Origin of the sequence: Streptomyces sp. SID5643 (genome assembly GCF_009872555.1) — a bacterium.
GTDB classification, from domain to species: Bacteria; Actinomycetota; Actinomycetes; order Streptomycetales; family Streptomycetaceae; genus Streptomyces; species Streptomyces iakyrus.
Map to the genome: position 1 here is coordinate 40143 of NZ_WWIC01000369.1, position 25828 is coordinate 65970.

The window sequence follows — 25828 nt, forward strand, 5'->3', positions numbered from 1 at the left end:
CCTCGTGACCGCCCCCGGGCCTACGCTGAACATATGAGCAACCAGAGCGGACGCGGGCGCGTGGCGGGCCTACCGGAACGGGACCGCTGCGCGGTCATGGGAGTCGTGAACGTCACCCCCGACTCCTTCTCCGACGGCGGCCGCTTCTTCGACACCACGGCCGCCGTCAAGCGCGGCCTCGACCTGGTCACCGAGGGCGCCGACCTGGTCGACGTCGGCGGCGAGTCCACCCGGCCCGGAGCCACCCGGGTCGACGAGGCCGAGGAACTGCGCCGCGTCGTCCCCGTCGTGCGCGGTCTGGCCTCCGAGGGCGTCACGGTCTCCGTCGACACCATGCGCGCCTCCGTCGCCGAACGCGCCCTCGCGGCCGGGGCCGCCCTCGTCAACGACGTCAGCGGCGGCCTCGCCGACCCCCGCATGATCCCGGCCGTCGCCCACGCCGGAGCCCCCTTCGTCGTCATGCACTGGCGCGGCTTCCTCCAGGGCGGCAACGTCCGGGGCGAGTACACCGACGTCGTCACCGAAGTCGTCGACGAACTGCACGCACGCGTGGAGGCCGTCCTGGCCGGAGGCATCGCCCCCGACCGCGTCATCGTCGATCCCGGCCTCGGCTTCTCCAAGGACGCCGAGCACGACCTCGCCCTCCTCGCCGGCCTCGACCGCGTCCTCGCTCTCGGCCACCCCCTGCTCGTCGCCGCCTCCCGCAAACGCTTCCTCGGCCGGATCCTCGCCGGTCCCGACGGCCCGCCGCCGCCCGCACGCGAACGCGACGCCGCCACCGCCGCCGTCTCCGCGCTCGCCGCACACGCCGGCGCATGGGCGGTCCGTGTCCACGAGGTCCGCGCCACGGCCGACGCGGTCCGCGTGGCCCGCGCCATCGCCGGTGCGCGCACCGGCACAGAAGGAGCCCGGTGAGCGCCCCGCACACCGACGTCGAGCAGGTCGAGGCCGCCAACACCGCCTTCTACGAGGCACTGGAACAGGGCGACTTCGAGGAACTGGCGTCGCTCTGGCTCACCCCCTCCGACCTGGGCGTCGACGAGAGCTACCACGACCCGGCCGACACCGGGGTGGTCTCCTGCGTGCACCCCGGCTGGCCCGTGCTCACCGGCCGCGGCGAGGTCCTGCGGTCGTACGCCCTGATCATGGCGAACACCGACTACATCCAGTTCTTCCTCACCGACGTGCACGTCTCCGTCACCGGCGACACCGCCCTGGTCAACTGCACCGAGAACATCCTCAGCGGCGGCCCCGCCCCCGAGGGCGCCGACGGGGAGCTCGGCCCGCTCGTCGGGCAGCTCGTGGTCGCCACGAACGTGTTCCGGCGCACGCCCCTGGGGTGGAAACTCTGGTCGCACCACGCTTCCCCCGTCCTGGCCGAAACCGACGAGGACGAGCAGGACGACACCCCCGCCTGAGTGGGTAGGCGGCAGGAAGTGGTTGGAATCACGGACGCCCGGGTAGGGGCGGCTACCAACCTGTGCACCGGCGGGTTCCCCAGGGGGAACGCCGGATGAATCCTGCCGGGCCCGGCCCGGGCCCGCCCGGGCCCGCAGGTAGATTCGACCGAGGCCGGTGTGCCGACCGCACACGGCACCGCCCGGCCCTGACCGACGATTGCAGGAGTGATTCGCGTGGACCGTGTCGCGCTGCGCGGCCTGAAGGCCCGCGGGCACCACGGCGTGTTCCCCGAGGAACGTGCAGAGGGCCAGACCTTCGTCGTGGACCTCGTCCTCGGCCTGGACACCCGGCCGGCCGCGGCCGACGACGACCTGACGAAGACCGTGCACTACGGCATCGTGGCGGAGGAGGTCGTGGCCGTCGTCCAGGGCGAGCCCGTCGACCTCATCGAGACGCTCGCCGAGCGCATCGCCCAGGCCTGTCTGAAGCACGAGGTGGTGCAGGAGGTCGAGGTCTGCGTCCACAAACCGGACGCCCCGATCACCGTCCCCTTCGACGACGTGACCGTCACCATCACCCGGAGCCGAGCATGACCGCGCCCTTCATCAAGGGTCCGACCGACCCGACCGTACAGCCGGTACCCACCTCCGTCGTCGAGAAGGTCGACGCCGCCGACACCACCCTGTCCAACCCCAAACGGGCCGTGGTCGCCCTCGGCTCCAACCTCGGCAACCGCCTGGAGACCCTCCAGGGGGCCATCGACGCCCTGGAGGATACGCCCGGTGTCCGCATCAAGGGCGTCTCCCCCGTCTACGAGACCGAGCCCTGGGGCGTGGACCCCGGCAGCCAGCCCGCCTACTTCAACGCCGTCGTGGTCCTCAAGACCACCCTCCCGCCCTCCTCGCTCCTGGAGCGCGCACACGCCGTCGAGGAGGCCTTCCACCGCGTCCGGGACGAGCACTGGGGCCCCCGCACCCTCGACGTCGACATCGTCTCCTACGCCGATGTCGTCTCCGACGACCCGCAGCTCACCCTCCCCCACCCCCGGGCCCACGAACGCGCCTTCGTCCTGGCCCCCTGGCACGACCTGGACCCCGAGGCACAGCTGCCCGGCCGCGGCCCGGTCGCCGGTCTGCTGGACGCCGTCACCCGCGACGGCGTGGCGCCCCGCACCGACCTGGAACTCCGGCTGCCCGAGTAGCCGTTAAGGTCAAGACGGCCGCGAACGGGGCCGGACGCCGGGGAACCGAAGGGACACCGTGAGAGAGCTGCGTATCCGGGTGCTGGCCGGCGTCTTCGTCGTGGCCGGAGTCCTCTCCTGGGCGGGCGCCCGCCTGTGGAACTCGGTCGGGACGCTCCCCAGCGTCCCCCTGGCCGCCCCCGTCGTCCTGGCCGTGATCGCCGTGATCCTGCTGGCCACGGCGCTCTCCATCCGCGCCCGGCTCAAGGCCCAGCGCGAGCGCCGCCCCGAGGCCAAGGGCGTCGACCCCCTCATGGCGGCCCGTGCGGTCGTCTTCGGCCACGCCAGCGCCCTGGTCGCCGCTCTGGTCGCCGGCATGTACGGCGGCACCGGCGTCTTCCTCCTGGAATCGCTCGACATCCCCGCCCGCCGGGACCAGGCCATCTACGCCGGCCTCTCCGTCCTCGCGGGCATCGGCGTCATAGCGGCCGCCCTTTTCCTGGAGCGCGTCTGCAAGCTCCCGGAGGACGACGAGAACGACGGCACAGGCGTGGCCCCGACGGTGTGAGAAAGGACGGCGTCAGCGGGCCATGATGAGGCTCATGGCCTCGTTGCGGGTCGCCGAATCGCGCAGCTGCCCCCGGACCGCCGACGTGATCGTCTTGGCGCCCACCTTCCGGACGCCGCGCATCGACATGCACATGTGCTCGCACTCCACGACGACGATCACGCCGCGCGGTTCCAGGATCTCCATCAGGGAGTCGGCGATCTGCGTGGTGAGCCGCTCCTGCACCTGCGGGCGCCGGGCATAGACGTCCACGAGCCGGGCGAGCTTCGACAGGCCCGTGATCTTGCCTTCGACGGACGGGATGTAGCCGACGTGCGCGACCCCGACGAACGGCACGAGATGGTGCTCGCAGGAGCTCAGGACTTCGATGTCCTTCACGAGGACCATCTCGTCGTGCCCGAGGTCGAACGTCGTGGTCAGCACGTCCTCGGGCTTCTGCCACAGGCCTGCGAATATCTCCTTGTACGCCCGCGCCACTCGCGCCGGCGTCTCCCTCAGGCCCTCGCGGTCCGGGTCCTCGCCGACCGCGATCAGCAGTTCGCGTACGGCGTTCTCGGCGCGCTTCTCGTCGAACTCGCCGATCTGGCCCTCGCCGTCCAGCGTCACGGGGTCGGTCATCTGATGCCTCGTTCCTGTTCCTTCACGGGGGGCCTGCGGATATGACGCAAAGCCGCGCCCCCCAGGCTAAAACCTGGGGGGCGCAGCATCCATTCCGGGGCCGGTGGGCCTGCCGGGAGCCCGGTCAGCTCTCGGGGCGGTCCTCCGGCGTCCGCTCGGGCGCCGGGGCGGGCTCCGCCACGGTGCTCTTCGCGGTGGAGATGGCCGGCGTCGCGCCGTTCGCACCGTTCGTCAGGGCCAGCTCCTTGGGGGAGAGGACCGGCGGACGGGTGGACGGCGTACGGCGGGAGGATCCCGTCCAGGCGGGCCGCGGCGGGCGCTTGACGATGGGGGCGAAAATCTCGGCGATCTCCTCCTTGCCCAGCGTCTCCTTCTCCAGCAGCTGCAGCACCAGGTTGTCGAGGACGTCGCGGTTCTCGACCAGGATCTCCCACGCCTCGTTGTGCGCGGTCTCGATGAGCTTCTTGACCTCTTCGTCCACGAGCGCGGCGACCTCTTCCGAGTAGTCGCGCTGGTGAGACATCTCACGGCCGAGGAACGGCTCGGTGTTGTCGCCACCGAACTTGATCGCGCCGAGACGCTCGGTCATGCCGTACTGCGTGACCATCGCGCGGGCCAGACCGGTGGCCTTCTCGATGTCGTTGGCGGCACCCGTGGTCGGGTCGTGGAAGACGAGCTCCTCGGCCGCGCGGCCGCCCAGCATGTAGGCCAGCTGGTCCAGCATCTCGTTGCGCGTGGTGGAGTACTTGTCCTCGTCCGGCAGCACCATCGTGTAGCCGAGGGCCCGGCCTCTCGACAGGATCGTGATCTTGTGGACGGGATCGGAGTTCGGCGAAGCCGCCGCGACCAGGGCGTGTCCGCCCTCGTGGTACGCGGTGATCTTCTTCTCCTTGTCCGACATGATCCGGGTCCGCTTCTGCGGGCCCGCCACCACACGGTCGATCGCCTCGTCCAGCATGTGGTTGTCGATCAGCTTCTGGTCGCTGCGGGCCGTCAGCAGGGCGGCCTCGTTCAGCACGTTGGCCAGATCGGCACCGGTCATACCGGGCGTACGGCGGGCCATGGCCGACAGGTCGACGTCGGGCGCGACCGGCTTGCCCTTCTGGTGGACCTTGAGGATCTCCAGACGGCCCTGCATGTCCGGGCGGTCGACGGCGATCTGCCGGTCGAAGCGGCCGGGGCGCAGCAGCGCCGGGTCGAGGATGTCGGGCCGGTTCGTCGCGGCGATGAGGATCACGCCGCCCTTGACGTCGAAGCCGTCCATCTCGACGAGGAGCTGGTTCAGGGTCTGCTCGCGCTCGTCGTGACCACCGCCGAGGCCGGCGCCGCGGTGGCGGCCGACCGCGTCGATCTCGTCGACGAAGACGATCGCCGGGGCGTTCGCCTTGGCCTGCTCGAACAGGTCACGGACCCGGGAGGCACCGACACCGACGAACATCTCGACGAAGTCGGAACCGGAGATCGAGTAGAAGGGGACGCCCGCCTCGCCCGCGACGGCACGCGCGAGCAGGGTCTTGCCGGTGCCGGGAGGCCCGTAGAGCAGGACGCCCTTGGGGATCTTGGCGCCGACGGCCTGGAACTTGGCCGGCTCCTGGAGGAACTCCTTGATCTCGTGGAGCTCCTCGACGGCCTCGTCGGATCCGGCGACGTCGGCGAAGGTCGTCTTGGGGGTGTCCTTGGTGATGAGCTTGGCCTTGGACTTCCCGAAGTTCATGACCCGGGAGCCGCCGCCCTGCATCTGGTTCATCAGGAACAGGAACACGACCACGATCAGCACGAAGGGCAGCAGCGAGAGCAGGATGCCCACGAACGGGTTCTGCTTGGACGGCGAAACCGTGTAGCCGTCCGGGATCTGCTTGTCCTGGTACTTGTTCTGCAGCGTGTTGGCGAGGTCGACGCCCTGGGTGCCGATGTAGCTCGCCTGGATCTTCGAGCTGCCCTCGACCTTCACGCCGTCCTTGAGCGTGACCTTGATGATCGATTCGTCACCGGTGGTCAGCTTGGCCGACTCGACCCTGTTCTGGTTGATCGCCTGGACGACCTGGCCGGTGTCCACCGTCTTGTAGCCGCCGGACGAGCCGACGACCTGCATCAACACGACCACGGCGAGGACGGCCAGCACGATCCACATGACCGGCCCACGGAAGTATCGCTTCACGTCCATCCATACGGAGCGGTGCCGCCCCGTCCCTCCTGCCATAGTGAGTTTGATAAAGACTGTTCTTCGGACGGTACCCCAGCATTGTCACCTGAAGCTGCGTGGGACGGCTGGCGATCCGCCTACGCCTGCTCCAACGGCGGGACGCCCGCTGGGGTTCCCGATCACCGGCACGGCACCGCGGCCGGGTTCTCAGCCGCCGTACACGTGGGGCGCGAGCGTACCGACGAACGGGAGGTTGCGGTACTTCTCGGCATAGTCGAGGCCGTATCCCACGACGAATTCGTTGGGGATGTCGAATCCGGCCCATTCCACGTCGATGGCCACCTTCGCGGCCTCGGGCTTGCGCAGCAGCGTGCACACCTTGAGGGATGCGGGCTCGCGCGAGCCGAGGTTGGAGAGCAGCCAGGACAGGGTCAGGCCGGAGTCGATGATGTCCTCGACGATGAGGACGTGCTTGCCCTTGATGTCGGTGTCGAGGTCCTTCAGGATCCGCACCACACCGGAGGACTGGGTGCCCGCCCCGTACGAGGATACGGCCATCCAGTCCATGGTGACGGGGGTGGACAGCGCCCGGGCGAGGTCGGCCATGACCATCACCGCGCCCTTGAGGACTCCGACGATCAGCAGGTCCTTGCCCGCGTACTCCGCGTCGATCTTCGCAGCCAGCTCGGCCAGCTTGGCGTCGATCTCTTCCTTGGTGATGAGCACCTTCTCAAGGTCGGCACCCATGTCTTTCGCGTCCACCCGCATCACTTTCGGTCGTCCCACCGGCCGAGCGGCCCCTCCTTACGACTGCGGGGAGGGGTCGTGGTTCAGCCTTGCCGAATCACCAGTCTGCCACCCTGGCGGCGGGCCACGACCTTGCCGGGGAGGTTGATGGCTCCCTGGCCGCGCCAGCCGGTGATCAGCCGGTCGATTTCCTCGATGTGGCGGGCGAACAGCGACCCGGCGGGTGCCCCGGCCTCGATCGCGGCCCGGCGCAGGACGCGGCGGCGTACGGCGGGCGGCAGGGCGTAGAGCTTGGCGCACTCCAGGAGCCCCGCGGCATCGCGGACGGTGGCCTCGGCCTGACTCGCCCAGGAGTCGAGGGCGTCGGCGTCGTCGCGGGAGAGCTGGGCCGTACGGGCGAGGGCCTCGACGACGCCTTTGCCGAGGGCCTTCTCCAGGGCGGGCAGGCCCTCGTGGCGCAGCCGGGAGCGGGTGTAGGCGGGGTCGGCGTTGTGGGGGTCGTCCCAGACGGGCAGGGACTGGACCATGCAGGCCTTGCGGGCGGTCTGCCGGTCCAGTTCCAGGAAGGGGCGCCGGTAGCGGCCGCCGGCCCCCGAGACCGCGGCCATGCCGGACAGGGAGCGGATGCCGGAGCCCCGGGCGAGGCCGAGGAGGACGGTTTCGGCCTGGTCGTCGCGGGTGTGGCCGAGCAGGACCGCGGCGGCGCCGTGGCGTTCGGCGGCGGTGTCGAGTGCGGCGTAGCGGGCGTCGCGGGCTGCGGCTTCGGGTCCGCCCGTCCGGCCGACGGTGACGGCGACGGAGTCGACGGGGTCGAGGCCGAGTTCGCGCAGGCGCTGGACGACCTCCGCGGCGCGGGCGTCGGAGCCGGGCTGGAGGCCGTGGTCGACGGTGATGCCGCCGGCTCTGATGCCGAGCTTGGGGGCCTCGAAGGCGAGGGCGGAGGCCAGGGCCATGGAGTCGGCGCCGCCGGAGCACGCCACGAGCACGAGCGGCGGGGGCGGCAGCTCGTGCGGGAGGGCGTGCGGGACCGCGACGGGGGCGCGGTGGTGTTCGGTGAGGAGGTCGTGGAGGACGCGGCGGACCGCCAGGCGTATCGCCGCGACCGCAGGATGGGGACCCATGTCCGGTTCCCTTCATGAAGTTTTCGGGGGGTGAGCCCGCGTGTCGGTCACGCAGAGTGTGTAGATGGTGACAGAACCGGGCCGTTCCCCGAGCATTGCACGCCTACCCCTGCCTCACGGTCCCTCGGACGGGTGATTGGAGGGGCGTTCGCCTGCCGTCGACCGGTTTCCTTTCACGACCTTCCCGCGATGTTCACTACTCGGCCCTGCGGTGCACCCGCGCGACCCAGTCCGCCGGTTTGGCGATCTCCGACTTGGTCGGGAGGGTGTTGGGCGAGGTCCACACGCGGTTGAAGCCGTCCATGCCCGCCTCGTCGACGACGGCCCGCACGAAGCGTTCGCCGTCCCGGTACTGGCGGAGCTTGGCGTCCAGGCCGAGCAGCTTGCGCAGGGCCAGGTCCAGGCGGGAGGCACCCTTGGCGCGGCGCTGCTGGAACTTCTCGCGGATCTCCCCGACGGTCGGCACGACGTCCGGGCCGACGCCGTCCATCACGAAGTCGGCGTGGCCCTCCAGCAGGGACATCACGGCCGTCAGGCGGCCGAGGATCTCGCGCTGGGCGGGGGTCTGGACGATCTCGACGAGTGAGCGACCGCCGTCGTCCTCCTCGGCCTCGGGGCGGCCCCCGGCGAGGGTCTGGGCGGCCTCCCGGACGCGTTCCAGGACGGTCATGGGGTCGACGTCGGTCTCCTGGAGGAAGGCCTGGATCTCACCCTCCAGGTGGTCCCGCAGCCAGGGCACGGCGGTGAACTGGGTGCGGTGGGTCTCCTCGTGCAGGCACACCCAGAGCCTGAAGTCGTGGGGGTCGACGTCGAGTTCGCGCTCGACGTGGACGATGTTCGGGGCGACGAGGAGGAGCCGGCCGCCGCCGTTCGCGCCCGAGGGGAGTTCGCGGGTGGCCGGGGCGAAGGTCTCGTACTGGCCGAGGACGCGGGAGGCCAGGAAGGACAGCAGCATGCCCAGTTCGACGCCGGTGACCTTGCCGCCGACGGCTCCCATCACGGAACCGCCGGGGGTGTTGCCGCGCCGTTCCTGCATCTTGTCGAGCAGGGGCCTGAGGATTTCCCGGAACCCTGCGACGTTCGCCCGGATCCAGCCCGGGCGGTCGACGACGAGGACGGGGGTGTCGTGCCCCTCCTCGGTGCCCAGCCGGGTGAATCCGCGGACGTGTTCCTCCGAGGCCTTGGCATGCCGGCGCAGCTCCGCCACGACGGCCCGGGCCTCGTCGCGACTGACCTCAGGGCCCGGCCGTACGAGCCGGGTCGCGGTCGCAACCGCGAGATTCCAGTCGACCATGCCGGTTGAAGCACCACCGATGCTCGTCATGCGTCAACCGTACGTGAGCGCCGACCGCTGGGGCAGGGCGGCGAGAGCGGGGGCAGGTCACGGGGGCGCGGGGCGGGCGGCGGTCACCGGCAGCCGCACGCCGCCAGCGCGCTCGCGATCCGGTCCAGTGCCTGCTGGGTCGCCGCCGGTCTGCCGGGGTCCGTGTCCGTGGCCATGAACGCGAAGGCGAGCAGGCGGCCGTCCTCGTCGACGAGGGTGCCCGCGAGGGTGTGGACGCCCGAGAGGGTGCCGGTCTTGGCGCGGACGACGCCGGATGCTCCGTCCGTGTAACGGGTGGTCAGGGTGCCGGTGAAGCCGGCGACGGGGAGACCGGTGAGGGCCGGGCGGAGCTCGGGGTGGGAGGGGTCGGCGGCCTTGGCGAGCAGGGCGGTGAGGAGGTCGGGGGTCAGCCGGTCGGCGCGGTTCAGGCCGCTGCCGTCCTTGAAGGCGGCGCCCTTCACGGGGAGACCGAGCTTGCGCAGTTGGCCGCCGATGGCCTTGCCGGCGCCGGCGAAGTCGGCCCGGTGGCCCGTGGCGACGGCCGTCTGGCGGGCGAGGGCCTCGGCGATGTCGTTGTCGCTGTTGGTCAGCATGCGTTCGACGACGGCGGAGAGCGGGGGCGAGGAGACCGCGGCGAGGGTCTTGGCGCGGGTCGTGGCCTTGGACGGGCCGGGGGCCGTGGTCTTGATGCCGTGGGACTTCAGGAGCTCCCCGAACCGGCGGGCGGCGTCCGCGGCCGGGTCCGGCACGCGCTGGGCCGGGCCGCTCGTCGAATCGTTCGTGCGGCCCTCGTCGGCCATCAGAGGGGTGACGCGGGCGAGGTTGCCGTCGACCCCGATCGGGTGCATTTCGTCGCCCGCGTAACGGGTCGTGTCGTAGGAGAGGGTCACCTCTCGGACGCCCCGGTCGGCGAGGGCGGCGGCCGTCCCTGCGGCCAGCGTGCGCAGGCTCGCCCACGGGCCCGCCTTCTCGCGGTCGGTGAGCGTGGGGTCGCCGCCGCCGACCAGAACGACTTCCTTCGTGTCGGGTTCGAGCGCCGCACGGGTGGTGAGGCGGTGGTCGGCGCCCATCGCGGACAGCGCGGCGACGGCCGTGGCGACCTTCGTCGTGGAGGCGGGGGTGAGCGCGGTGCCGGAGGCCTTGCCGAACAGGCGCCTGCCGGTGGTCACGTCGATGACCGCGGCGGCGGGCCGGGGGCCGAGGGCGGGGTCCTTCAGCAGGGGCGTGAGGGCGTCCGTGAGGGCCTTGCCGTCCGGGGCGGACTTGACGGTGCTGACGCCGCCGAGGCCGGTCAGCACCGGTCCGGCGGTGGGGGCGGGGCGGGGCCGGCCGGGCGCGCCGGGGGCCCTGCCGTGATCTGTGCCACCCGCGCGGCCCAGGGCCACTGCCCGGTCCCGCTCGGCCGTACGCTGACCCGTGGAGTCCCAGGGACCGGCGGCGGTCACCACACCGGCGGTCAGTGCGAGTCCGGCGGTGGCGGCGCCCGCGGTGTACTGCCAGGTCTTCGGCCGCGCACCCTTCGCGACCTGCGGTTTTCCGGCTCGTGCGAGCCGCTCGAGCCGTGGTCTCGTGGCTGCCGCGGCCCGGGCCAGGCGCGGTCGCACGGTATCCGCGAGCCGCACCACGTGCGGTTTCGCGGCCCGCCAAGGCCTCAGCTCTGGCACGACCACCAGCCCCTTTCGCGATCACACACCTGCGTGAGGGACACTTAACCACCAGAACTATGTGTTGATCATGGAGGAGCCACCGGTGGAGTTCGACGTCACGATCGAGATTCCGAAGGGTTCGCGCAACAAGTACGAGGTGGACCACGAGACCGGTCGTATCCGCCTGGACCGGCGACTCTTCACCTCGACCGCCTACCCGACCGACTACGGCTTCGTCGAGAACACCCTCGGCGAGGACGGCGACCCGCTGGACGCGCTGGTCATCCTCGACGAGCCGACGTTCCCGGGCTGCCTGATCCGCTGCCGCGCGATCGGCATGTTCCGCATGACGGACGAGGCGGGCGGCGACGACAAGCTGCTGTGCGTGCCGTCGACGGACCCGCGCGTGGAGCACCTGCGGGACATCCACCACGTGTCGGAGTTCGACCGTCTGGAGATCCAGCACTTCTTCGAGGTCTACAAGGACCTGGAGCCCGGCAAGTCGGTCGAGGGCGCCAACTGGGTGGGCCGTACGGACGCCGAGATCGAGATCGAGCGGTCCTACAAGCGTTTCAAGGAGAGCGGCGGTCACTGACCCCTTCTCCTGTTGCTGACGGGCCGCACGCCTGCGCGTGCGGCCCGTTCGTCCGTCTGTGCGCATACTGAGGCTGTGGGGGGTACGAGGCTGACGTGTCGTACAGGGAGCGCCAGGCAGTGACGGACGCGGAGGACCGCAAACCGAAGTCGGACGAGGCGAGGAGTGCGTTCCTGCCTCCGGCCGGGACCGGCGTCGACGGGGACATGTCGACGACGTCGGAGTTCGCGATCCCCGAGGGGCTGACCGTGCCCCGAGCGGCCGGTACGGAGTCCGAGACGACGTCCGAGTTCGTCTTCCCCAAGGGACTCGACGTCCCGCAGGCGCCGACGGCGGAGCCGGAGGGTTCGGCGTTCAACCCGCCGAGGACCTACAGCGCCAGGCACGCGCCGCCTGCCTTCACACCGCCGACCGGCATCCCCGTGATCAGTCTGACCAAGGACGTGCCCTGGCAGGACCGGATGCGCACGATGCTGCGGATGCCGGTGGCCGAGCGGCCCGCGCCGGAGTCCGCCCACAAGACGGAGGAGGACGAGGGTCCGGCTGTTCCGCGTGTGCTCGACCTGACGCTGCGTATCGGTGAACTGCTGCTGGCAGGCGGCGAGGGCGCCGAGGACGTGGAGGCGGCGATGTTCGCCGTCTGCCGGTCCTACGGCCTGGACCGCTGCGAGCCGAACGTCACCTTCACCTTGTTGTCGATCTCCCACCAGCCGTCCCTGGTCGACGACCCCGTGACGGCATCCCGGACGGTGCGCCGCCGGGGCACCGACTACACGCGTCTGGCGGCCGTGTACCAGTTGGTGGACGACCTCAGCGACCCGGAAGCACAGTTCTCCCTGGAGGAGGCCTACGGGCGGCTCGCCGAGATCCGCCGCAACCGGCACCCGTATCCCGGCTGGGTACTGACCGCCGCAAGCGGGTTGCTGGCGGGGTCGGCATCGGTACTGGTCGGCGGTGACCTGATCGTCTTCTTCGCGGCCGTGCTGGGCGCGATGCTCGGCGACCGGCTGGCTTGGCTGTGCGCGGGGCGCGGGCTGCCGGAGTTCTACCAGTTCACGGTCGCCGCGACTCCCCCGGCCGCGATCGGGATCGCACTGGCGCTGGCGCACGTGGACGTCAAGGCATCCGCGGTGATCACTGGTGGGCTGTTCGCGCTGCTGCCCGGGCGGGCGTTGGTGGCGGGCGTGCAGGACGGCCTGACCGGCTACTACATCACGGCGTCCGCACGGCTGCTGGAAGTCATGTACTTCTTCGTGGGCATCGTCGTCGGGGTGCTGGTGATGCTCTACGTCGGCGTCCAGCTGGGCGCACGCCTCACCCCCGACGCGGCTCTGAGTACCGAACCACGGCCGCTGTTGCAGATCGGCGCGTCGATGCTGTTGTCCCTGGCCTTCGCGATACTGCTTCAGCAGGAACGATCCACCGTGCTGGCCGTGACGTTGAACGGCGGTGTCGCGTGGTCGGTGTACGGCGCGATGCACTACACCGGCGAATTCTCGCCGGTTGCCTCTACGGCGGTTGCGGCGGGGCTGGTGGGGCTCTTCGGCCAGTTGTTGTCCCGGTACCGGTTCGCGTCGGCGCTCCCGTACACGACGGCGGCCATCGGGCCCCTGCTGCCCGGTTCAGCCTCGTACTTCGGGCTGTTGGAGATCTCGCAGAACGATGTCGACGCGGGGCTGGTGTGGCTGTCGACGGCCGCGGCTCTGGCGATGGCCATTGCGATCGGGGTGAACCTGGGAACGGAGATCTCGCGTCTGTTCCTTCGCATCCCGGGCGCGGCCACGGCGGCGAGCCGCCGTGCGGCCAAGCGGACACGCGGTTTCTGACGGGTGGCGAGTCCGGCGGCGAAGCATGCGTGGGCGCCTGCGGGCGCACGCATGATCATCCCGTGATGGATGTCACATACACCTTGCGTGGCCAGCCGAGAGTAGTTCCAACAGCCGGCGGCATGGCTTGAATATAGAGACATGACGCCTTTGACCGACACCGGAAAGGACCCTCGTTTACCTACCGTCACCTTTCGCGTTTGCACCTCCAGGAATGCGGGCTTTCTGACCCTTGGGCCAACCGTCTAGCCTTCCATCTAAGCCACTTTCCTGAAGGGGAGACAGACTTGAATTCTTCCGTGTTGCGCGCCGCCAAAAATACTCTGTCTTTGGCAGCGGCCATGGCCGGCGTCTTGGTGCTGTTCGGTCCTGCCACATCCGCCAGTGCGGCTCCGCAGGCTGCCCAGTCGTCGAAGTGCGGATCACTCGACAACGGCGAGCTGTGCATTTACGGTCCGGACGGTCCGATCACCGGAAACTACACCACCGAGTACTGCAGGACGGGAGGCTCGGGAACCATCAACGTGCGGTTCGGTTACCAGATAGAAGGCGGGCGCTACGTCTGGGACGGCTATGACAATCAATTCATCGCCAGTGGAGATTGCGGTTCATACACCAGGCGTCTCAGCAGCCTCGGTTCTGATGACAGTATCCGCGGCATCATGATGACCGACGGAAAGGTCTATGTGACCAGGTGGATGTTCGTGAGCTAGCCGAAGAGCCGGTCAGCAGCACCGTCCTCGGCTGACGGCATCCGTGGCCCATCACCTGCGGGATCGCTGTGCAGCACTCGATCTCGCAGGTGGTGCGCCTCTGTCATGGATCAGTTCTGCGGGTAGTTCTGGTCGTACTGCTGCCGGCCGTAGCCCGGGCTCTGCGGGTACTGGCCGTAGCCCGGGCTCTGCGGGTACTGGCCGTAGTACTGCTGGTCGTCGTAGCCGTTGCCGTTGCCGTACGGGGGCTGCTGCGCCTGCTGGTGGGGCGGCCGGTCGTCCGGGGCGATGCGGCGGAGCTGGGTCGTCGCGTCGTCCATGGCGGGGGGCTGCTGCTGCCGCTCCGCGGGGGCCTGCGCCGCCGCGCGCTTCTTCTTCGAGCGGTCGCGCAGGTACTCGATGATGATCGGGACGACGGAGAGCAGGACGATCAGGATGAGGATCGACTCGACGTTCTTCTTGATGAAGTCGATCTGGCCGAGCCAGTAACCCGCGAGGGTGACGCCGGTGCCCCAGGCGATGCCGCCGATGATGTTGTACGTGAGGAACGTGCGGTACTTCATACGGCCGGCGCCGGCCACGATGGGGGCGAAGGTACGCACGATGGGGACGAAGCGGGCCAGGACGATCGCCTTGGGACCGTACTTCTCCATGAACTCGTGGGCCTTGTCCAGGTTCTCCTGCTTGAAGAGCTTGGAGTTGGGACGGTTGAAGAGCTTCGGGCCCAGGAACTTGCCGATCATGTAGCCCACTTGGTCGCCGATGACGGCGGCGAGCACGATCAGCGTGCAGACCAGCCACAGCGGCTGGGTGATGTAGGTGCCCTCGGCCACGAAGAGGCCCGCTGTGAACAGCAGGGAGTCACCCGGCAGGAACGCGAAGAGACCGGACTCCGCGAAGACGATGAGCAGGATGCCGGGCAGGCTGAACGTCGAGATCAGGTAGTCCGGGCTGAGCCACTCGGGGCCGAGCGCAAGCGTGGTCACGGGGATGTGGCTCCTGCTGCTGTGGGGTACGGGCTGGGGCTGGCTGCCTCAAAGTATCAACGCAGCCGTCGCGACCCAGGTTCCATGGGCGTACTCAGGATGCACTGTGCGCGGTCCCGGTCAAAGCTGTGAACCATGGGCATCGACGAATACGGCGGCGGCCAGGGCCCGGAGCCCGAGGTCCTCGTCGTCACGACGAACGACGTACCCGGCTACCACGTGCGCGAGGTGATCGGCGAGGTCTTCGGCCTGACCGTGCGCTCCCGCCACGTCGGGAGCCAGATCGGCGCCGGGCTGAAGTCGATGATCGGCGGCGAGCTGCGCGGGCTCACCAAGACGCTCGTGCAGACCCGCAACCAGGCCATGGAACGACTCGTCGAACAGGCACGCGCGCGGGGCGCCAACGGCGTCGTGGCGTTCCGTTTCGACGTGACGGAGGCGGCGGACGTGGGCACCGAGGTGTGCGCGTACGGCACGGCGGTGGTCCTGACCCGGGAGTGAGGCACTCCCGGGTCAGGGATCAGGAGGTGCGACGTGCCGCGTTGGCCGCGATCGCGTCCCTCAGGTGCTCCGCGAGGCCCGGGCGCAGCGCGTCGTAGAACGCCTTGAAGCGCTCGTCCGAGACGTACATCTCCCCCAGGCAGCGGTGGATGTCGTAGGAGCACTCGTAGAACCACGTGCAGATGTGCTGCCGGTGCTCCTCCGCCAGGGCCATGGCCGCCTCGCCGGAGGGCGGCTCCTGCGCCGACATCAGGGCGCCGTAGCGCTCGCCCCAGTCGGCGGCCTCGGCCTGGATGCGCTTCCAGTCCTCCTTGGTGTAGCGCGCGGTGCGGCGCTGCGACTCGGCGTACTCGTCGGTGCCGCCCCAGCGCTCCTCCACTTCCTCTGCGTACTGCTCCGGGTCCTTGCCCCCGAAGACCTCGAACTTCTCCTCGGGCGTGAGGTTGAGTCCCATCTTGCGTGCCTCCATGGCGTGCTCCACGGCCGCCGCCATCTTCCGCAGCTTCTCGATCCGGGCGGTCAGCAGTTCGTGCTGCCGGCGCAGGTGCGCGCGCGGGTCTGCGTCCGGGTCGTCGAGCAGGGCGGCGACCTCGTCGAGCGGAAAGCCGAGCTGCCGGTAGAACAGGATCTGCTGCAACCGGTCGAGGTCGGTGTCGCTGTAGCGCCGGTGACCCGCGTGGCTGCGTTCGCTCGGGACGAGCAGGCCGATGTCGTCGTAGTGGTGCAGCGTGCGCACCGTGACGCCGGCGAAGCCCGCGACCTGTCCCACGGAGTAGTTCACTTCCGCTCCCTTCTTCCTCCGTGCTCCACGGTCGGGCCTCACGCCACGTGAGGTGCAAGCGTGTTTGCAATATGTCCACTTTGAGACGTTTATGGTGTGCGCGTGGTCCAGGATCCCGCGCAGCAGGCGCCCTCCGTCACCCCCGCGACTCCCGCCCGCGCACTCTTGCCGACGATCCTGCCCGCCCTCGCCGTGGGCATCATGTCCAGCCTGGTCCTGGTGGGGGTCGAGGTCGCGGCCGAGGAGTTCCAGGAGCTGCTCTGGGGGCCGCTGCCCGACGCGTTGGGGATCGGCAGGTACTCCGTCACGTGGATGTTCGTCGTGCTCTTCGCGACGGGGGTGGCGGTCGGGCTCGTGGTGTGGAAAGCGCCTGGGCACGCCGGCCCGGATCCGGCGACCATCGGGCTCGACGCCCCCGTGCTGCCGCCCGTCGTGCTGCCGGGGCTGGTGCTGGTGACCATGCTGATGCTGGCCGGCGGGCCCAGCCTCGGCCCCGAGAACCCCGTCATCACCGTGAACGTCGCCCTGGCGGCCTGGCTGGGCGCCCGTCTCGTGCCACGGGCGCCGGGCCGGGCCTGGCCCGCGCTCGCCGAGGCGGCGACGATCGGCGCCCTGTTCGGCACGCCCGTCGCGGCGGCCCTGGTCATCTCCGAGGCGCTGGCCGTTCGCGAGACCCGCGGATCGCTGTGGGACAACGTCTTCGCCCCGCTGACCGCCGGCACGGCCGGTTCCCTGACCGTCACCCTGATCGACCATCCGAGCTTCGACCTGAACCTGCCCTCCTTCGGCCGGCCGGGCTGGAGCGACCTGTTCGCTGCGGCAGTCATCGCCTCGGTGGCCGCCCTGCTCGGCATGGCCGCCGTGCGGACCTTCCCCTACGTCCACGGCGCCTTCCGCCGGCTGCGCCACCCGATGCTGATGCTGCCGGCGGGCGGCCTGGTACTGGGCGCCCTCGCGGCCCTGGGCGGCCATCTGACGCTGTTCAAGGGGCTCGACGAGATCGCGGAGCTCGCACAGGACCCGGACAGCCGGTCGGCCGGGGAGTACGCCCTGCTGACGGTCGTGAAGCTGGCCGCGCTGCTGGTCGCCGCGTCCTGCGGCTTCCGCGGCGGGCGCATCTTCCCGGCGGTGTTCGTCGGTACCGCCCTCGGCCTGGGCGCCCACGCCGCGGTGTCCGGGGTGCATCCCTCGATCGGCGTCTCGGCCGCCGTGCTCGGCCTGCTGCTGGCCATCACCCGGCAGGGCTGGGTGAGCCTGTTCGTCGCCGCCGTGCTGGTCGCCTCTCCGGGGGTCATCGCCGTGCTCTGCATCGCCTCGCTGCCGGCCTGGCTGCTGGTGACGGGCCGTCCGCAGATGCAGCTGCGCGCCGACGGCACGCCCGTCCGCTGACGCCCTGTCCTCCCCCTTTCCGAAGACCCCTCGAACCCCTCGAACCCCTCGAACCCCTGGAGGCACCATGCCGCTCCACGAAGGCCCCCGCCGGGCCGCCGGACGCCGCCTGTCGGTCAACCCCTTCTACGGCCCGGCCAACCCGCTCGGCGACATGGCCGAGGCTCCGCCCACCCACCGGCTCCCGGACCAGCCCATGGCGCCGGCGACCGCCCACCAGCTGGTGCGCGACGAGCTGATGCTCGACGGCAACGCCCGGCTGAACCTCGCCACGTTCGTCACCACATGGATGGAGCCGGAGGCCGGGGTGCTGATGGCGGAGTGCCGGGACAAGAACATGATCGACAAGGACGAGTACCCGCGCACCGCCGAGCTGGAGCGGCGCTGCGTGGCGATGCTCGCCGACCTGTGGAACGCGCCCGACCCGGCCACCGTCGTGGGGTGTTCGACGACCGGGTCGAGCGAGGCGTGCATGCTCGCCGGGATGGCGCTGAAGCGGCGCTGGGCTCAACGCAACGCCGACCGCTACCCCGGAGCGCGGCCCAATCTGGTCATGGGCGTCAACGTGCAGGTCTGCTGGGAGAAGTTCTGCACCTTCTGGGAGGTGGAGGCCCGGCTGGTGCCCATGGAGGGCGAGCGGTTCCACCTCGACCCGCAGGCCGCGGCCGAGCTGTGCGACGAGAACACCATCGGTGTCGTCGGCATCCTCGGCTCGACCTTCGACGGGTCCTACGAGCCGATCGCGGACCTGTGCGCGGCGCTGGACGCGTTGCGGGAACGGACCGGACTGGACGTACCCGTCCACGTGGACGGGGCGTCCGGGGCCATGGTCGCGCCCTTCCTCGACGAGGACCTGGTGTGGGACTTCCGGCTGCCGAGGGTGGCGTCGATCAACACCTCCGGGCACAAGTACGGGCTGGTCTACCCGGGCGTCGGCTGGGCGCTGTGGCGGGACGCGGAGGCGCTGCCGGAGGAGCTGGTGTTCCGGGTGAACTACCTGGGCGGCGACATGCCGACGTTCGCGCTGAACTTCTCCCGGCCGGGCGCGCAGGTCGTGGCGCAGTACTACACGTTCCTGCGGCTGGGCCGGGACGGCTACCGGGCCGTCCAGCAGGCCGCGCGCGACGTGGCCACGGATCTGGCCGGGCGGGTCGAGGCGCTCGGCGATTTCCGGCTGCTGACCCGGGGCGACGAACTGCCGGTGTTCGCCTTCACGACCGCGCCGGACGTGACGGCGTACGACGTGTTCGACGTGTCCCGGCGGCTGCGCGAGAGCGGCTGGCTGGTGCCCGCGTACACCTTCCCTCCGAACCGGGAGGACCTGTCCGTGCTGCGGGTGGTGTGCCGCAACGGCTTCTCCGCCGACCTCGCGGAGCTGCTCGCGCAGGACCTGGAACGACTGCTGCCGGACCTGCGCCGCCAGCCTCGCCCGCTGACGGAGGACAAGGGCGCGGCGACGAGCTTCCATCACTGAGGGCTGGGCCGCGGCGTTTTGCGTGGCCGGGGGGAGGCGGGTCGGCCGCCTTCCCCGCCCACCGCCGGCCGACCATCCGCACCCCGGTGCACGCGCCCCGGCCCACGCACCCCGGCCCACGCACCCCGGCCCGCCCGCACCTAGCGGCTCAGCCGGGCGAACCTCCGTACCGCCAGCGGAAAGAACACCGCAAGGAGGGCCAGGGGCCAGACGACCGCGGCACCTGCGTGCCCGGCCTCCGTGCCGGGCACCCCGAACAGGTCCCGGACGGCCGTGGCCGTGTGGGACATCGGGTTCCATTCGACGACCGCGCCCAGCCAGCCGGGCATGGAGCCGGGCGTGGCCAGCGCGTTGGAGAGGAAGCCGACCGGCCAGACCAGGATCTGCACGGCCTGGACCAGCTCCGGTCTGCCCGCCACCAGGGCCAGGTGGATGCCGATCCACAGCATGGCGAACCGGAACAGGAGCAGCAGGCCCACGGCTGCGAGGAGGGCCTGAGGGCCGCCCCCGGGGCGCCAGCCGAGGGCGACGCCCACACCGATGAGCACGACCAGGGCCATCGCCGACTGGAGCATGTCGGCGGCCGAACGGCCCACCAGGACAGCCCCGTCGGCCATCGGCATCGAGCGGAACCGGTCGATCACCCCCTTGTTGAGGTCCTGCGTGACCGCGAGCATCGTGCCCTCCAGGCCGAAGGCCATGGTGAGCGCGAGCATGCCGGGGATCAGGTAGTCGCGGTACTCGCCGCTCACCCCCCGGCCGCCGCCGATGAGGTAGCCGAACATCAGCAGCAGCATGACCGGAAAGACCAGGTTGACGGCCAGCTGCACCGGTTGCCGTCCCCAGCGGGCCAGTTCCCGGCGGGTCATGGTCCAGGAGTCGGTCAGGGCGTGAGCGGTCACGCGGTCTCCTTCACTCGGCGGTCGTCTGCGGTGAGGTGCAGGAACACCTCGTCCAGCGTCGGGCGGCGCAGGGCGACGTCCTCCGCCTCGATCCCGGCCTCGTGCAGGGCCCGTACGACCCCGGAGAGCGCCTCCATGCGGTCGGCCACCGGGGCGCTCAGCAGCCGGCGGTCGGCGTCGACGCCGATTCCCGTGAGGGGCAGCAGGGCGACGGCCGCCCCCAGGTGGCCCGCGTCGCGCAGGACCACGTCGATGCGGTCGCCGCCGGCCTGGGCCTTCAGCTCGTCCGCCGTGCCCTCGGCGATGACCCGGCCCGCGTCGACGACGGAGATGCGGTCGGCGAGCTGGTCGGCCTCCTCCAGGTACTGGGTGGTGAGCAGGACCGTGGTGCCACCGCCGACCAGGGAGCGGACGGAGGACCACACCTCGGCGCGGCCGCGCGGGTCGAGGCCGGTGGTGGGCTCGTCCAGGAACAGCACCTGCGGCTCGGTGATCAGGGACGCGGCGAGGTCCAGGCGGCGGCGCATGCCGCCGCTGTACTGCCGGACCGCCTTGCGGCCGGTGTCGGCCAGGCCGAAGCGCTCCAGCAGCTCACCGGCACGCGCGCGTGCCCGCCGCGCGCCCAGGTGGTGCAGCCGCCCGAACAGCTCCAGGTTCTGCCGGCCGCCGAGCTCCTCGTCGAGCGCGGCGTGCTGGCCGAGCAGACCGATGCGCAGCCGCACGGCGTACGCCTCGCGCACCACGTCGTGCCCGGCCACCTCGACCCGGCCCGCGTCGGGCCGCAGCAGGGTGGACAGGACCCTCACGAGGGTGGTCTTGCCCGCGCCGTTCGGGCCGAGCACCCCGTGCACCGTGCCGCGCGCGACCGTGAGGTCGAGCCCGTCCAGCGCCTTCTTGTCGCCGTACGTCTTCTCCGCGCCTTCGACGGTGATCGCCGCGTCGGCCACTGAGCCTCCCCATCTAGTCAAACTTGACTACAGCCTCGAAGGTATCCCCGCTCCAGCCATTCGTCAAACTTGATTAGTGCTCGTCCCCGGGATGCCGCTCCCCCGTCGCGTAGGGGTTCTCCTCGCCCGGGGCCAGAACCCCGACGAACGGATCACCCTCGTCGGCGAACGTGTAGGCACCGCCCTCGATGCGCTCGATGAGACCGCGGGTCCACTCGGCCTCGGAGTCGGCCGTGTGGACCCACATGTTCATGATCTCGCCGATGTGCCCGAGCTGCCCGGGGCCCTCCTCGGGCACGTAGTGCTCCAGGACGGAGGTCCGCCACTGCTCGATCCGCAGGGTCCGCTCCTTCAGCAGCGCGACCGCCTCCGCCCGTGGCAGGTCGACGACGAAGCCGACGGCGGCCGTCTTCAGGTCCCCGCGCTGGTCGTAGGTGACCAGCGCCTCCCGCAGCAGCCGGAAGTACTCCTCGGTACCCGGCCCGGTGATCTCGTACTCCGTGCGCGGCGGACCGCCGGCCGTGGACGGGGCGATCTCGTGCGCGTGCAGCAGCCCTTGCTTCGCCATCTGCTTCAGCGCGTGGTAGATCGAGCCCGGCTTGGCGGTGGACCACTCGTGCGCGCCCCAGTACTCCAGGTCGTTGCGCACCTGGTAGCCGTGGGCCCGGCCGTGCATGCGGACCGCGCCGAGCACGAGGAGGCGGATCGTTGACATGCGGCCAAGGCTATGCCTCGGCCACCACCCGCTGTTCCTCGGCCACCAGCTCGAATGCCGTCCGGCCGTCGAGCGACTCGCGGATGACGTCGGCGTGACCGGCGTGCCGGGCCGTCTCGCGGATGAGGTGCAGGCAGAGCCAGCGGTGCGAGACCCGGCCGTCCGGCGGGAACCAGGGCTGAGCGGGCAGCGCGAAGGTGTCGTCCAGGCTGGGGACCGAGCGGATGTACGCCTCCGTCTCGGCGGCGACCTTCTCCCAGTACGCCAGCTGCGACGCGACCGTCTCGCCCTCGACCAGCCGGAAGCACTCGTGCCAGTTGGTCTGGTCCCGCACGATGGCCGGAGCCTCACCCTTGGCCAGGGAGATCCACATCTGCTCGACCTCGGCGACATGCTTGACCAGCCCGGCGAGGGACAGCTCACTGGCACTCGGCCGCGACGAGGCCTGCTCGACCGTCAGCCCGAGCACCGCGCGGCGGACGCCGCCGCGCTGCTCGGCGATGAAGGCCAGGAGCGCCCCGCGCTCGTCGCCGTGTGCCTCCGCCGGAACGTGAGTGACCATGACCGCCGCCCTTCGCCGCGTCCGGGGGCCTTTCCCCCTGACACCGACCAAGCTACGGGCCCTTGCGGTCAGGTTCTGTCCGCAAGGGCCCGGGGTCGCACGAGATCTAGAACGGGAAGCCGCTGCGGCCGTGCTGCACCGAGATCCACTTGGTCGTGGTGAACGAGTCCAGCATCGTGTCGCCGTTGAGCCGGCCGATGCCCGAGTGCTTCTCACCGCCGAACGGGACGATCGGCTCGTCGTGCACGGTGCCGTCGTTCACGTGGAACATGCCCGTGTCGATCTGCCGGGCGAAGGCGACGCCGCGCTCGATGTTCCCGGTGTGGACGGCGCCGCTCAGGCCATAGGGGGTGTCGTTGACGAGGCGTACGGCCTCGTCCTCGCCGTCGAACGGGACGAGGAAGGCGACCGGCCCGAAGACCTCCTGCTTGAGCAGCGCCGAGTCGGCGGGGAGGTCCGTCAGCACGGACGGCTCGACGAGGTTGTCGGTCCGTCCGCCGCGCACCAGGGCCGTGGCGCCCTCGGCGAGCGCCTGCTCGACAACGCCGGAGACGGCGTCCGCCTGCGAGGAGTTGATGACCGGGCCGATGACGGTCTCCGGGTCGCGCGGGTCACCCGCCTTGAGGGTCTTCACCTTGGCGACGAACTTCTCGGTGAACTCGTCCGCGACCGACCGGTCGACGAGGACGCGGTTGGCGGCCATGCAGACCTGGCCCTGATGGACGTACCGGCTGAAGACGGCCGCGTCGACCGCGTAGTCGATGTCGGCGTCGTCGAGGACCACCAGCGCGCTGTTGCCGCCCAGTTCGAGGACGGAGCGCTTGAACAGCCGGGCGCAGACGGTCGCCACGTGCCGGCCGACGGCGTCGGAGCCGGTGAAGGAGATGACCTTGGGGACCGGGTGCTCCAGGAAGACGTCGCCGATCTCGGCGATGTCGGTGATGAGCACGTTCAGCAGTCCGCCGGGCAGCCCGGCGTCCTCGAAGATCTTCGCGACCAGGGAGCCGCCGACGATCGGCGTGTTCTGGTGCGGCTTGAGCACCACCGCGTTGCCGAGCGCGAGCGCCGGGGCGACGGACTTGATCGACAGCAGGAAGGGGAAGTTGAAGGGGCTGATCACGCCCACGACCCCGACCGGCACGCGGTAGACGCGGTTCTCCTTGCCGTCCACCGGCGAGGGGATGATCCGGCCTTCGGGCGCCAGGGCCAGGTGGACCGCCTCGCGCAGGAACTCCTTGGCGAGGTGCAGCTCGAACGCGGCCTTCAGACGGGTGCCGCCGAGCTCCGCGATGATGGCCTCGGAGATCTCGGCCTCGCGCTCCTCGATCAGGCGCAGCGCCTTCTCGAAGACCGCCCGGCGGGCGTAGGGGTTGGTCGCGGCCCACTGCTTCTGGGCGCGGGCCGCCGCCCGGTACGCCTGATCGACCTCGTCGACCGTGGCTATGGTGATCGACGCCAGCTTCTCGTCGTCGTACGGGTTGAAGTCGATGATGTCCCAGGAGCCGGTACCCGGGCGCCACTCACCGTCGATGTACTGCTGTGCAAGGTCGGTGAAGTAGGACGACGACATGTGTGATCCCTCGATCCCTGGCAGACCTCTGATCGCGCCTTCACGATCTGATCACACGTCATCGTACTTGTGTTTCAGGTGAGTTGGAGGAGTACTTCAGGAGAGCTGGAGCAGGCCCCGCAGAAGGTCCCGGCTCTCCGACGGGCCCGGGCTGTCGCTCTGCAGCTCCTTGAGCGCCTTCTCGTACTGGGCGACGTCCTCCGCCTTGTCCAGGTACAGCGCGCTGGTGAGCTGCTCCAGGTAGACGACGTCCGAGAGGTCGGACTCCGGGAAGCTGAGGATCGTGAACGCGCCACTTTCGCCGGAGTGGCCGCCGAGACTGAACGGCACCACCTGAAGCCGTACGTTGGGCCGCTCGGAGATGTCGATGAGGTGCTGGAGCTGGCCCCGCATCACCGCGCGGTCGCCGTAGGGGCGGCGCAGGGCGGCCTCGTCCAGGATGATGTGGAAGTCGGGCGCGCGCTCGTCGACGAGGTACTTCTGGCGCTCCAGCCGCAGCGCCACCCGGCGCTCGACATCGGCCTCGCTCGCGCCCTGCATGCCCCGCCGGACCACCGCGTGGGCGTACGCCTCGGTCTGGAGCAGACCGTGCACGAACTGCACCTCGTACGCCCGGATCAGCGAGGCGGCGCCCTCCAGGCCGACGTAGGTCGGGAACCAGCTGGGCAGGACGTCCGAGTAGCTGTGCCACCAGCCCGCGACGTTGGCCTCTTTGGCCAGGGAGAGCAGGGACGCGCGCTCCTGCTCGTCCGTGATGCCGTACAGGGTCAGCAGGTCCTCGACGTCTCTGGTCTTGAAGCTCACCCGGCCCAACTCCATCCGGCTGATCTTCGACTCGGAGGCGCGGATCGAGTAGCCCGCCGCCTCGCGCGTGATGCCCCGCGCCTCACGCAGTCGCCTGAGTTGTGATCCGAGCAGCATGCGCCGCACCACCGATCCCGGCTCTCCCGCGCTCACGTTCGCCAGCCTCCCCAACATCTCCAGGGGCCGCAGTCTGCCACTAAAACACTCCGAGCAGTACTCGTCCGGTTACGGAAACGGAATCGAGACGGTCGACGCTCGCGCGCGGGAACAAGAAGAAGGCAAGTGAACGGCCAAAGAGGGACACGAAGATGACGGAAAAATTGACCAACAAGCGGTACGGGACGACTCATTCCGGTCACCTGCACGTGCATCTGCCCTTGCATCTGCTGTACGCATCCGAAACCATGGTCCCGCACCACCGCTGCATCGCACCGACCGCGAATTCCCGGGAGTGCCTCGCATGGGGACGAATGGATCGACCATGCTCGAGCCGTTACGGCAGGGCCTTCCGCCGCTGGATCCCGCGGCCGTGTCCGACGCCGCCTCCTGCGCCCTGCCCGCCCGCTACGAAGCGGTGCGCGAGGCACGGCAGTTCACCCGCAGAACCCTCGACCAGTGGGACATGGGCGACCGGTTCGACGACGTCTGTCTGGTGGTCTCGGAACTCGTCACCAACGCCCTGCGGCACGGGCTGCCGGCGAACGGCGTGTGCGCGGGCGGCCGTGAGCCTCCCGTGCGGCTGCACCTGATGCGGTGGACCGAGCGGCTGGTGTGCGCGGTGCGCGACCCCAGTCACGACAGTCCGGTGACCCGGGAGACCGACGACTTCTCCGCCGAGTCGGGCCGCGGGCTGTTCCTCGTCGACTCCTTCAGCGACAGCTGGGGCTGGCATCCGCTCGCGGGCGCGCTCGACGGCAAGGTGGTCTGGGCGCTGTTCCGGCTGCCGCGGACCGGATCGCGGCCGAACGGGGAATGAAGGACCGCGGCGCTTCCTCGCGTCGCGGTTCTACGCGCGTCACCGCGCGTTGAGTGCCGATTGCCCCCTTTTCGCCGGGGCCTGTCGGGTCGTCAGCCGCCGACCAGGTGGTCGAACTCGCCGTCCTTCACGCCCAGCAGCATGGCCTCGATCTCCGCACGGGTGTAGACCAGTGCGGGGCCGTCGGGGAAGCGTGAGTTGCGGACGGCGACGTCTCCGCCCGGCAGCCGGGCGAATTCGACGCACGAGCCCTGCGAGTTGCTGTGCCGGCTCTTCTGCCAGGCCACGCCGTGCAGCCCGGCGGCCGCCATACCGTTGTACACGTCGTGGTCCACAGGT

At 70.4% G+C, this 25828-nt stretch carries 27 protein-coding genes; 12 read left to right on the plus strand and 15 right to left on the minus strand.

All coding sequences use genetic code 11. The features are described 5' to 3' along the window. Positions 1–33: 33 nt before the first annotated feature. The 5 genes from folP (at position 34) to GTY56_RS39455 (ending at position 3149) form a co-directional block, all read left to right on the plus strand. On the plus strand, positions 34–915 hold the full coding sequence (gene folP / locus GTY56_RS39435; protein ID WP_161370056.1) for a dihydropteroate synthase: 882 nt from the start codon (positions 34–36) through the stop codon (positions 913–915). Beyond that, positions 912–1418, plus strand: a complete 507-nt coding sequence (locus tag GTY56_RS39440) for a nuclear transport factor 2 family protein (RefSeq protein WP_161370057.1) — start codon at positions 912–914, stop codon at positions 1416–1418. Before folP ends, GTY56_RS39440 begins: the two co-directional genes overlap by 4 nt. Before the next feature lie 216 nt (positions 1419–1634). After that, on the plus strand, positions 1635–1994 hold the full coding sequence (gene folB / locus GTY56_RS39445) for a dihydroneopterin aldolase (protein WP_161370058.1): 360 nt from the start codon (positions 1635–1637) through the stop codon (positions 1992–1994). Continuing rightward, positions 1991–2602 carry a 2-amino-4-hydroxy-6-hydroxymethyldihydropteridine diphosphokinase gene (gene folK, locus GTY56_RS39450; protein WP_107460338.1) on the plus strand — a complete coding sequence of 204 codons (612 nt, stop codon included), beginning with the start codon at positions 1991–1993 and terminating at the stop codon, positions 2600–2602. Before folB ends, folK begins: the two co-directional genes overlap by 4 nt. 58 nt (positions 2603–2660) lie before the next feature. Next, positions 2661–3149 carry a DUF3180 domain-containing protein gene (locus tag GTY56_RS39455; RefSeq protein ID WP_033310305.1) on the plus strand — a complete coding sequence of 163 codons (489 nt, stop codon included), beginning with the start codon at positions 2661–2663 and terminating at the stop codon, positions 3147–3149. Between the two features lie 12 nt (positions 3150–3161). Here GTY56_RS39455 and folE read toward each other — a convergent pair whose 3' ends face one another. From folE to dacB, 6 genes are all read right to left on the minus strand, one after another. After that, positions 3162–3767: a GTP cyclohydrolase I FolE gene (folE, locus tag GTY56_RS39460; RefSeq protein ID WP_102913046.1), complete on the minus strand. Its 606-nt coding sequence runs from the start codon at positions 3765–3767 to the stop codon at positions 3162–3164. A gap of 124 nt (positions 3768–3891) precedes the next feature. Further along, complete coding sequence (gene ftsH, locus GTY56_RS39465) at positions 3892–5931, minus strand: ATP-dependent zinc metalloprotease FtsH (RefSeq protein ID WP_161370059.1); 2040 nt, start codon at positions 5929–5931, stop codon at positions 3892–3894. Positions 5932–6117: 186 nt separating this feature from the next. Next, positions 6118–6657, minus strand: a complete 540-nt coding sequence (gene hpt / locus GTY56_RS39470) for a hypoxanthine phosphoribosyltransferase (RefSeq protein ID WP_237304982.1) — start codon at positions 6655–6657, stop codon at positions 6118–6120. A gap of 83 nt (positions 6658–6740) precedes the next feature. Further along, a complete protein-coding gene (gene tilS, locus GTY56_RS39475) occupies positions 6741–7778 on the minus strand; it encodes a tRNA lysidine(34) synthetase TilS (protein ID WP_161370060.1) in 1038 nt (345 codons plus the stop codon). Positions 7779–7974: 196 nt separating this feature from the next. Next, on the minus strand, positions 7975–9102 hold the full coding sequence (locus tag GTY56_RS39480) for an Rv3626c family coenzyme F420 biosynthesis-associated protein (protein WP_161370061.1): 1128 nt from the start codon (positions 9100–9102) through the stop codon (positions 7975–7977). 83 nt (positions 9103–9185) lie between these two features. Continuing rightward, positions 9186–10772, minus strand: a complete 1587-nt coding sequence (dacB, locus tag GTY56_RS39485; protein WP_161370062.1) for a D-alanyl-D-alanine carboxypeptidase/D-alanyl-D-alanine endopeptidase — start codon at positions 10770–10772, stop codon at positions 9186–9188. Positions 10773–10851: 79 nt separating this feature from the next. Between dacB and GTY56_RS39490 the strand changes: the two genes are divergently transcribed. The 3 genes from GTY56_RS39490 (at position 10852) to GTY56_RS39500 (ending at position 13882) form a co-directional block, all read left to right on the plus strand. Further along, positions 10852–11343 (plus strand): inorganic diphosphatase, encoded by a 492-nt coding sequence (locus GTY56_RS39490; protein WP_033310291.1) that lies wholly within the window; start codon positions 10852–10854, stop codon positions 11341–11343. Between the two features lie 119 nt (positions 11344–11462). Then, positions 11463–13169, plus strand: coding sequence for a threonine/serine exporter family protein (locus GTY56_RS39495; protein WP_161370063.1), 1707 nt, complete (start codon positions 11463–11465; stop codon positions 13167–13169). Positions 13170–13468: 299 nt separating this feature from the next. Next, entirely contained in the window at positions 13469–13882 is a 414-nt protein-coding gene (locus tag GTY56_RS39500) for a hypothetical protein (RefSeq protein ID WP_161370064.1), read from the plus strand. A gap of 110 nt (positions 13883–13992) precedes the next feature. On the opposite strand, the gene GTY56_RS39505 is transcribed toward GTY56_RS39500, so the two are convergent. Further along, entirely contained in the window at positions 13993–14868 is an 876-nt protein-coding gene (locus GTY56_RS39505; protein ID WP_161370065.1) for a VTT domain-containing protein, read from the minus strand. 135 nt (positions 14869–15003) lie between these two features. On the opposite strand from GTY56_RS39505, the gene GTY56_RS39510 reads away from it, so the two are divergent. Then, entirely contained in the window at positions 15004–15369 is a 366-nt protein-coding gene (locus tag GTY56_RS39510; protein ID WP_161370066.1) for a YbjQ family protein, read from the plus strand. Between the two features lie 19 nt (positions 15370–15388). Here the strand turns inward: GTY56_RS39510 and GTY56_RS39515 are convergent, their stop codons facing one another. Beyond that, positions 15389–16150: a TipAS antibiotic-recognition domain-containing protein gene (locus tag GTY56_RS39515; RefSeq protein WP_161370067.1), complete on the minus strand. Its 762-nt coding sequence runs from the start codon at positions 16148–16150 to the stop codon at positions 15389–15391. Positions 16151–16252: 102 nt separating this feature from the next. On the opposite strand from GTY56_RS39515, the gene GTY56_RS39520 reads away from it, so the two are divergent. Both GTY56_RS39520 and gad read left to right on the plus strand, forming a co-directional pair. Next, entirely contained in the window at positions 16253–17539 is a 1287-nt protein-coding gene (locus tag GTY56_RS39520) for an ion channel protein (protein WP_161370068.1), read from the plus strand. Between the two features lie 67 nt (positions 17540–17606). Next, positions 17607–19013 (plus strand): glutamate decarboxylase, encoded by a 1407-nt coding sequence (gene gad, locus GTY56_RS39525; protein ID WP_161370069.1) that lies wholly within the window; start codon positions 17607–17609, stop codon positions 19011–19013. A gap of 140 nt (positions 19014–19153) precedes the next feature. Here gad and GTY56_RS39530 read toward each other — a convergent pair whose 3' ends face one another. From GTY56_RS39530 to GTY56_RS39555, 6 genes are all read right to left on the minus strand, one after another. After that, entirely contained in the window at positions 19154–19915 is a 762-nt protein-coding gene (locus GTY56_RS39530; RefSeq protein ID WP_161370070.1) for an ABC transporter permease, read from the minus strand. Beyond that, the gene (locus GTY56_RS39535) at positions 19912–20862 is read right to left on the minus strand and encodes an efflux ABC transporter ATPase subunit, DrrA-related (RefSeq protein ID WP_161370071.1); all 951 of its coding nucleotides are present in this window, start codon (positions 20860–20862) and stop codon (positions 19912–19914) included. Before GTY56_RS39535 ends, GTY56_RS39530 begins: the two co-directional genes overlap by 4 nt. 73 nt (positions 20863–20935) lie before the next feature. Further along, positions 20936–21577: a PadR family transcriptional regulator gene (locus tag GTY56_RS39540; protein ID WP_161370072.1), complete on the minus strand. Its 642-nt coding sequence runs from the start codon at positions 21575–21577 to the stop codon at positions 20936–20938. A gap of 10 nt (positions 21578–21587) precedes the next feature. Continuing rightward, positions 21588–22139 (minus strand): DinB family protein, encoded by a 552-nt coding sequence (locus tag GTY56_RS39545; protein WP_161370073.1) that lies wholly within the window; start codon positions 22137–22139, stop codon positions 21588–21590. A 106-nt stretch (positions 22140–22245) separates the two neighbouring features. Further along, positions 22246–23709 carry an aldehyde dehydrogenase family protein gene (locus GTY56_RS39550; protein ID WP_161370074.1) on the minus strand — a complete coding sequence of 488 codons (1464 nt, stop codon included), beginning with the start codon at positions 23707–23709 and terminating at the stop codon, positions 22246–22248. Positions 23710–23805: 96 nt separating this feature from the next. Continuing rightward, a complete protein-coding gene (locus GTY56_RS39555) occupies positions 23806–24642 on the minus strand; it encodes a Sco1979 family transcriptional regulator (RefSeq protein ID WP_033310263.1) in 837 nt (278 codons plus the stop codon). 352 nt (positions 24643–24994) lie between these two features. On the opposite strand from GTY56_RS39555, the gene GTY56_RS39560 reads away from it, so the two are divergent. Further along, on the plus strand, positions 24995–25489 hold the full coding sequence (locus tag GTY56_RS39560; RefSeq protein WP_346345681.1) for an ATP-binding protein: 495 nt from the start codon (positions 24995–24997) through the stop codon (positions 25487–25489). A 92-nt stretch (positions 25490–25581) separates the two neighbouring features. Here the strand turns inward: GTY56_RS39560 and GTY56_RS39565 are convergent, their stop codons facing one another. Continuing rightward, complete coding sequence (locus GTY56_RS39565; RefSeq protein WP_045296613.1) at positions 25582–25800, minus strand: DUF397 domain-containing protein; 219 nt, start codon at positions 25798–25800, stop codon at positions 25582–25584. Between the last annotated feature and the right edge of the window lie 28 nt (positions 25801–25828).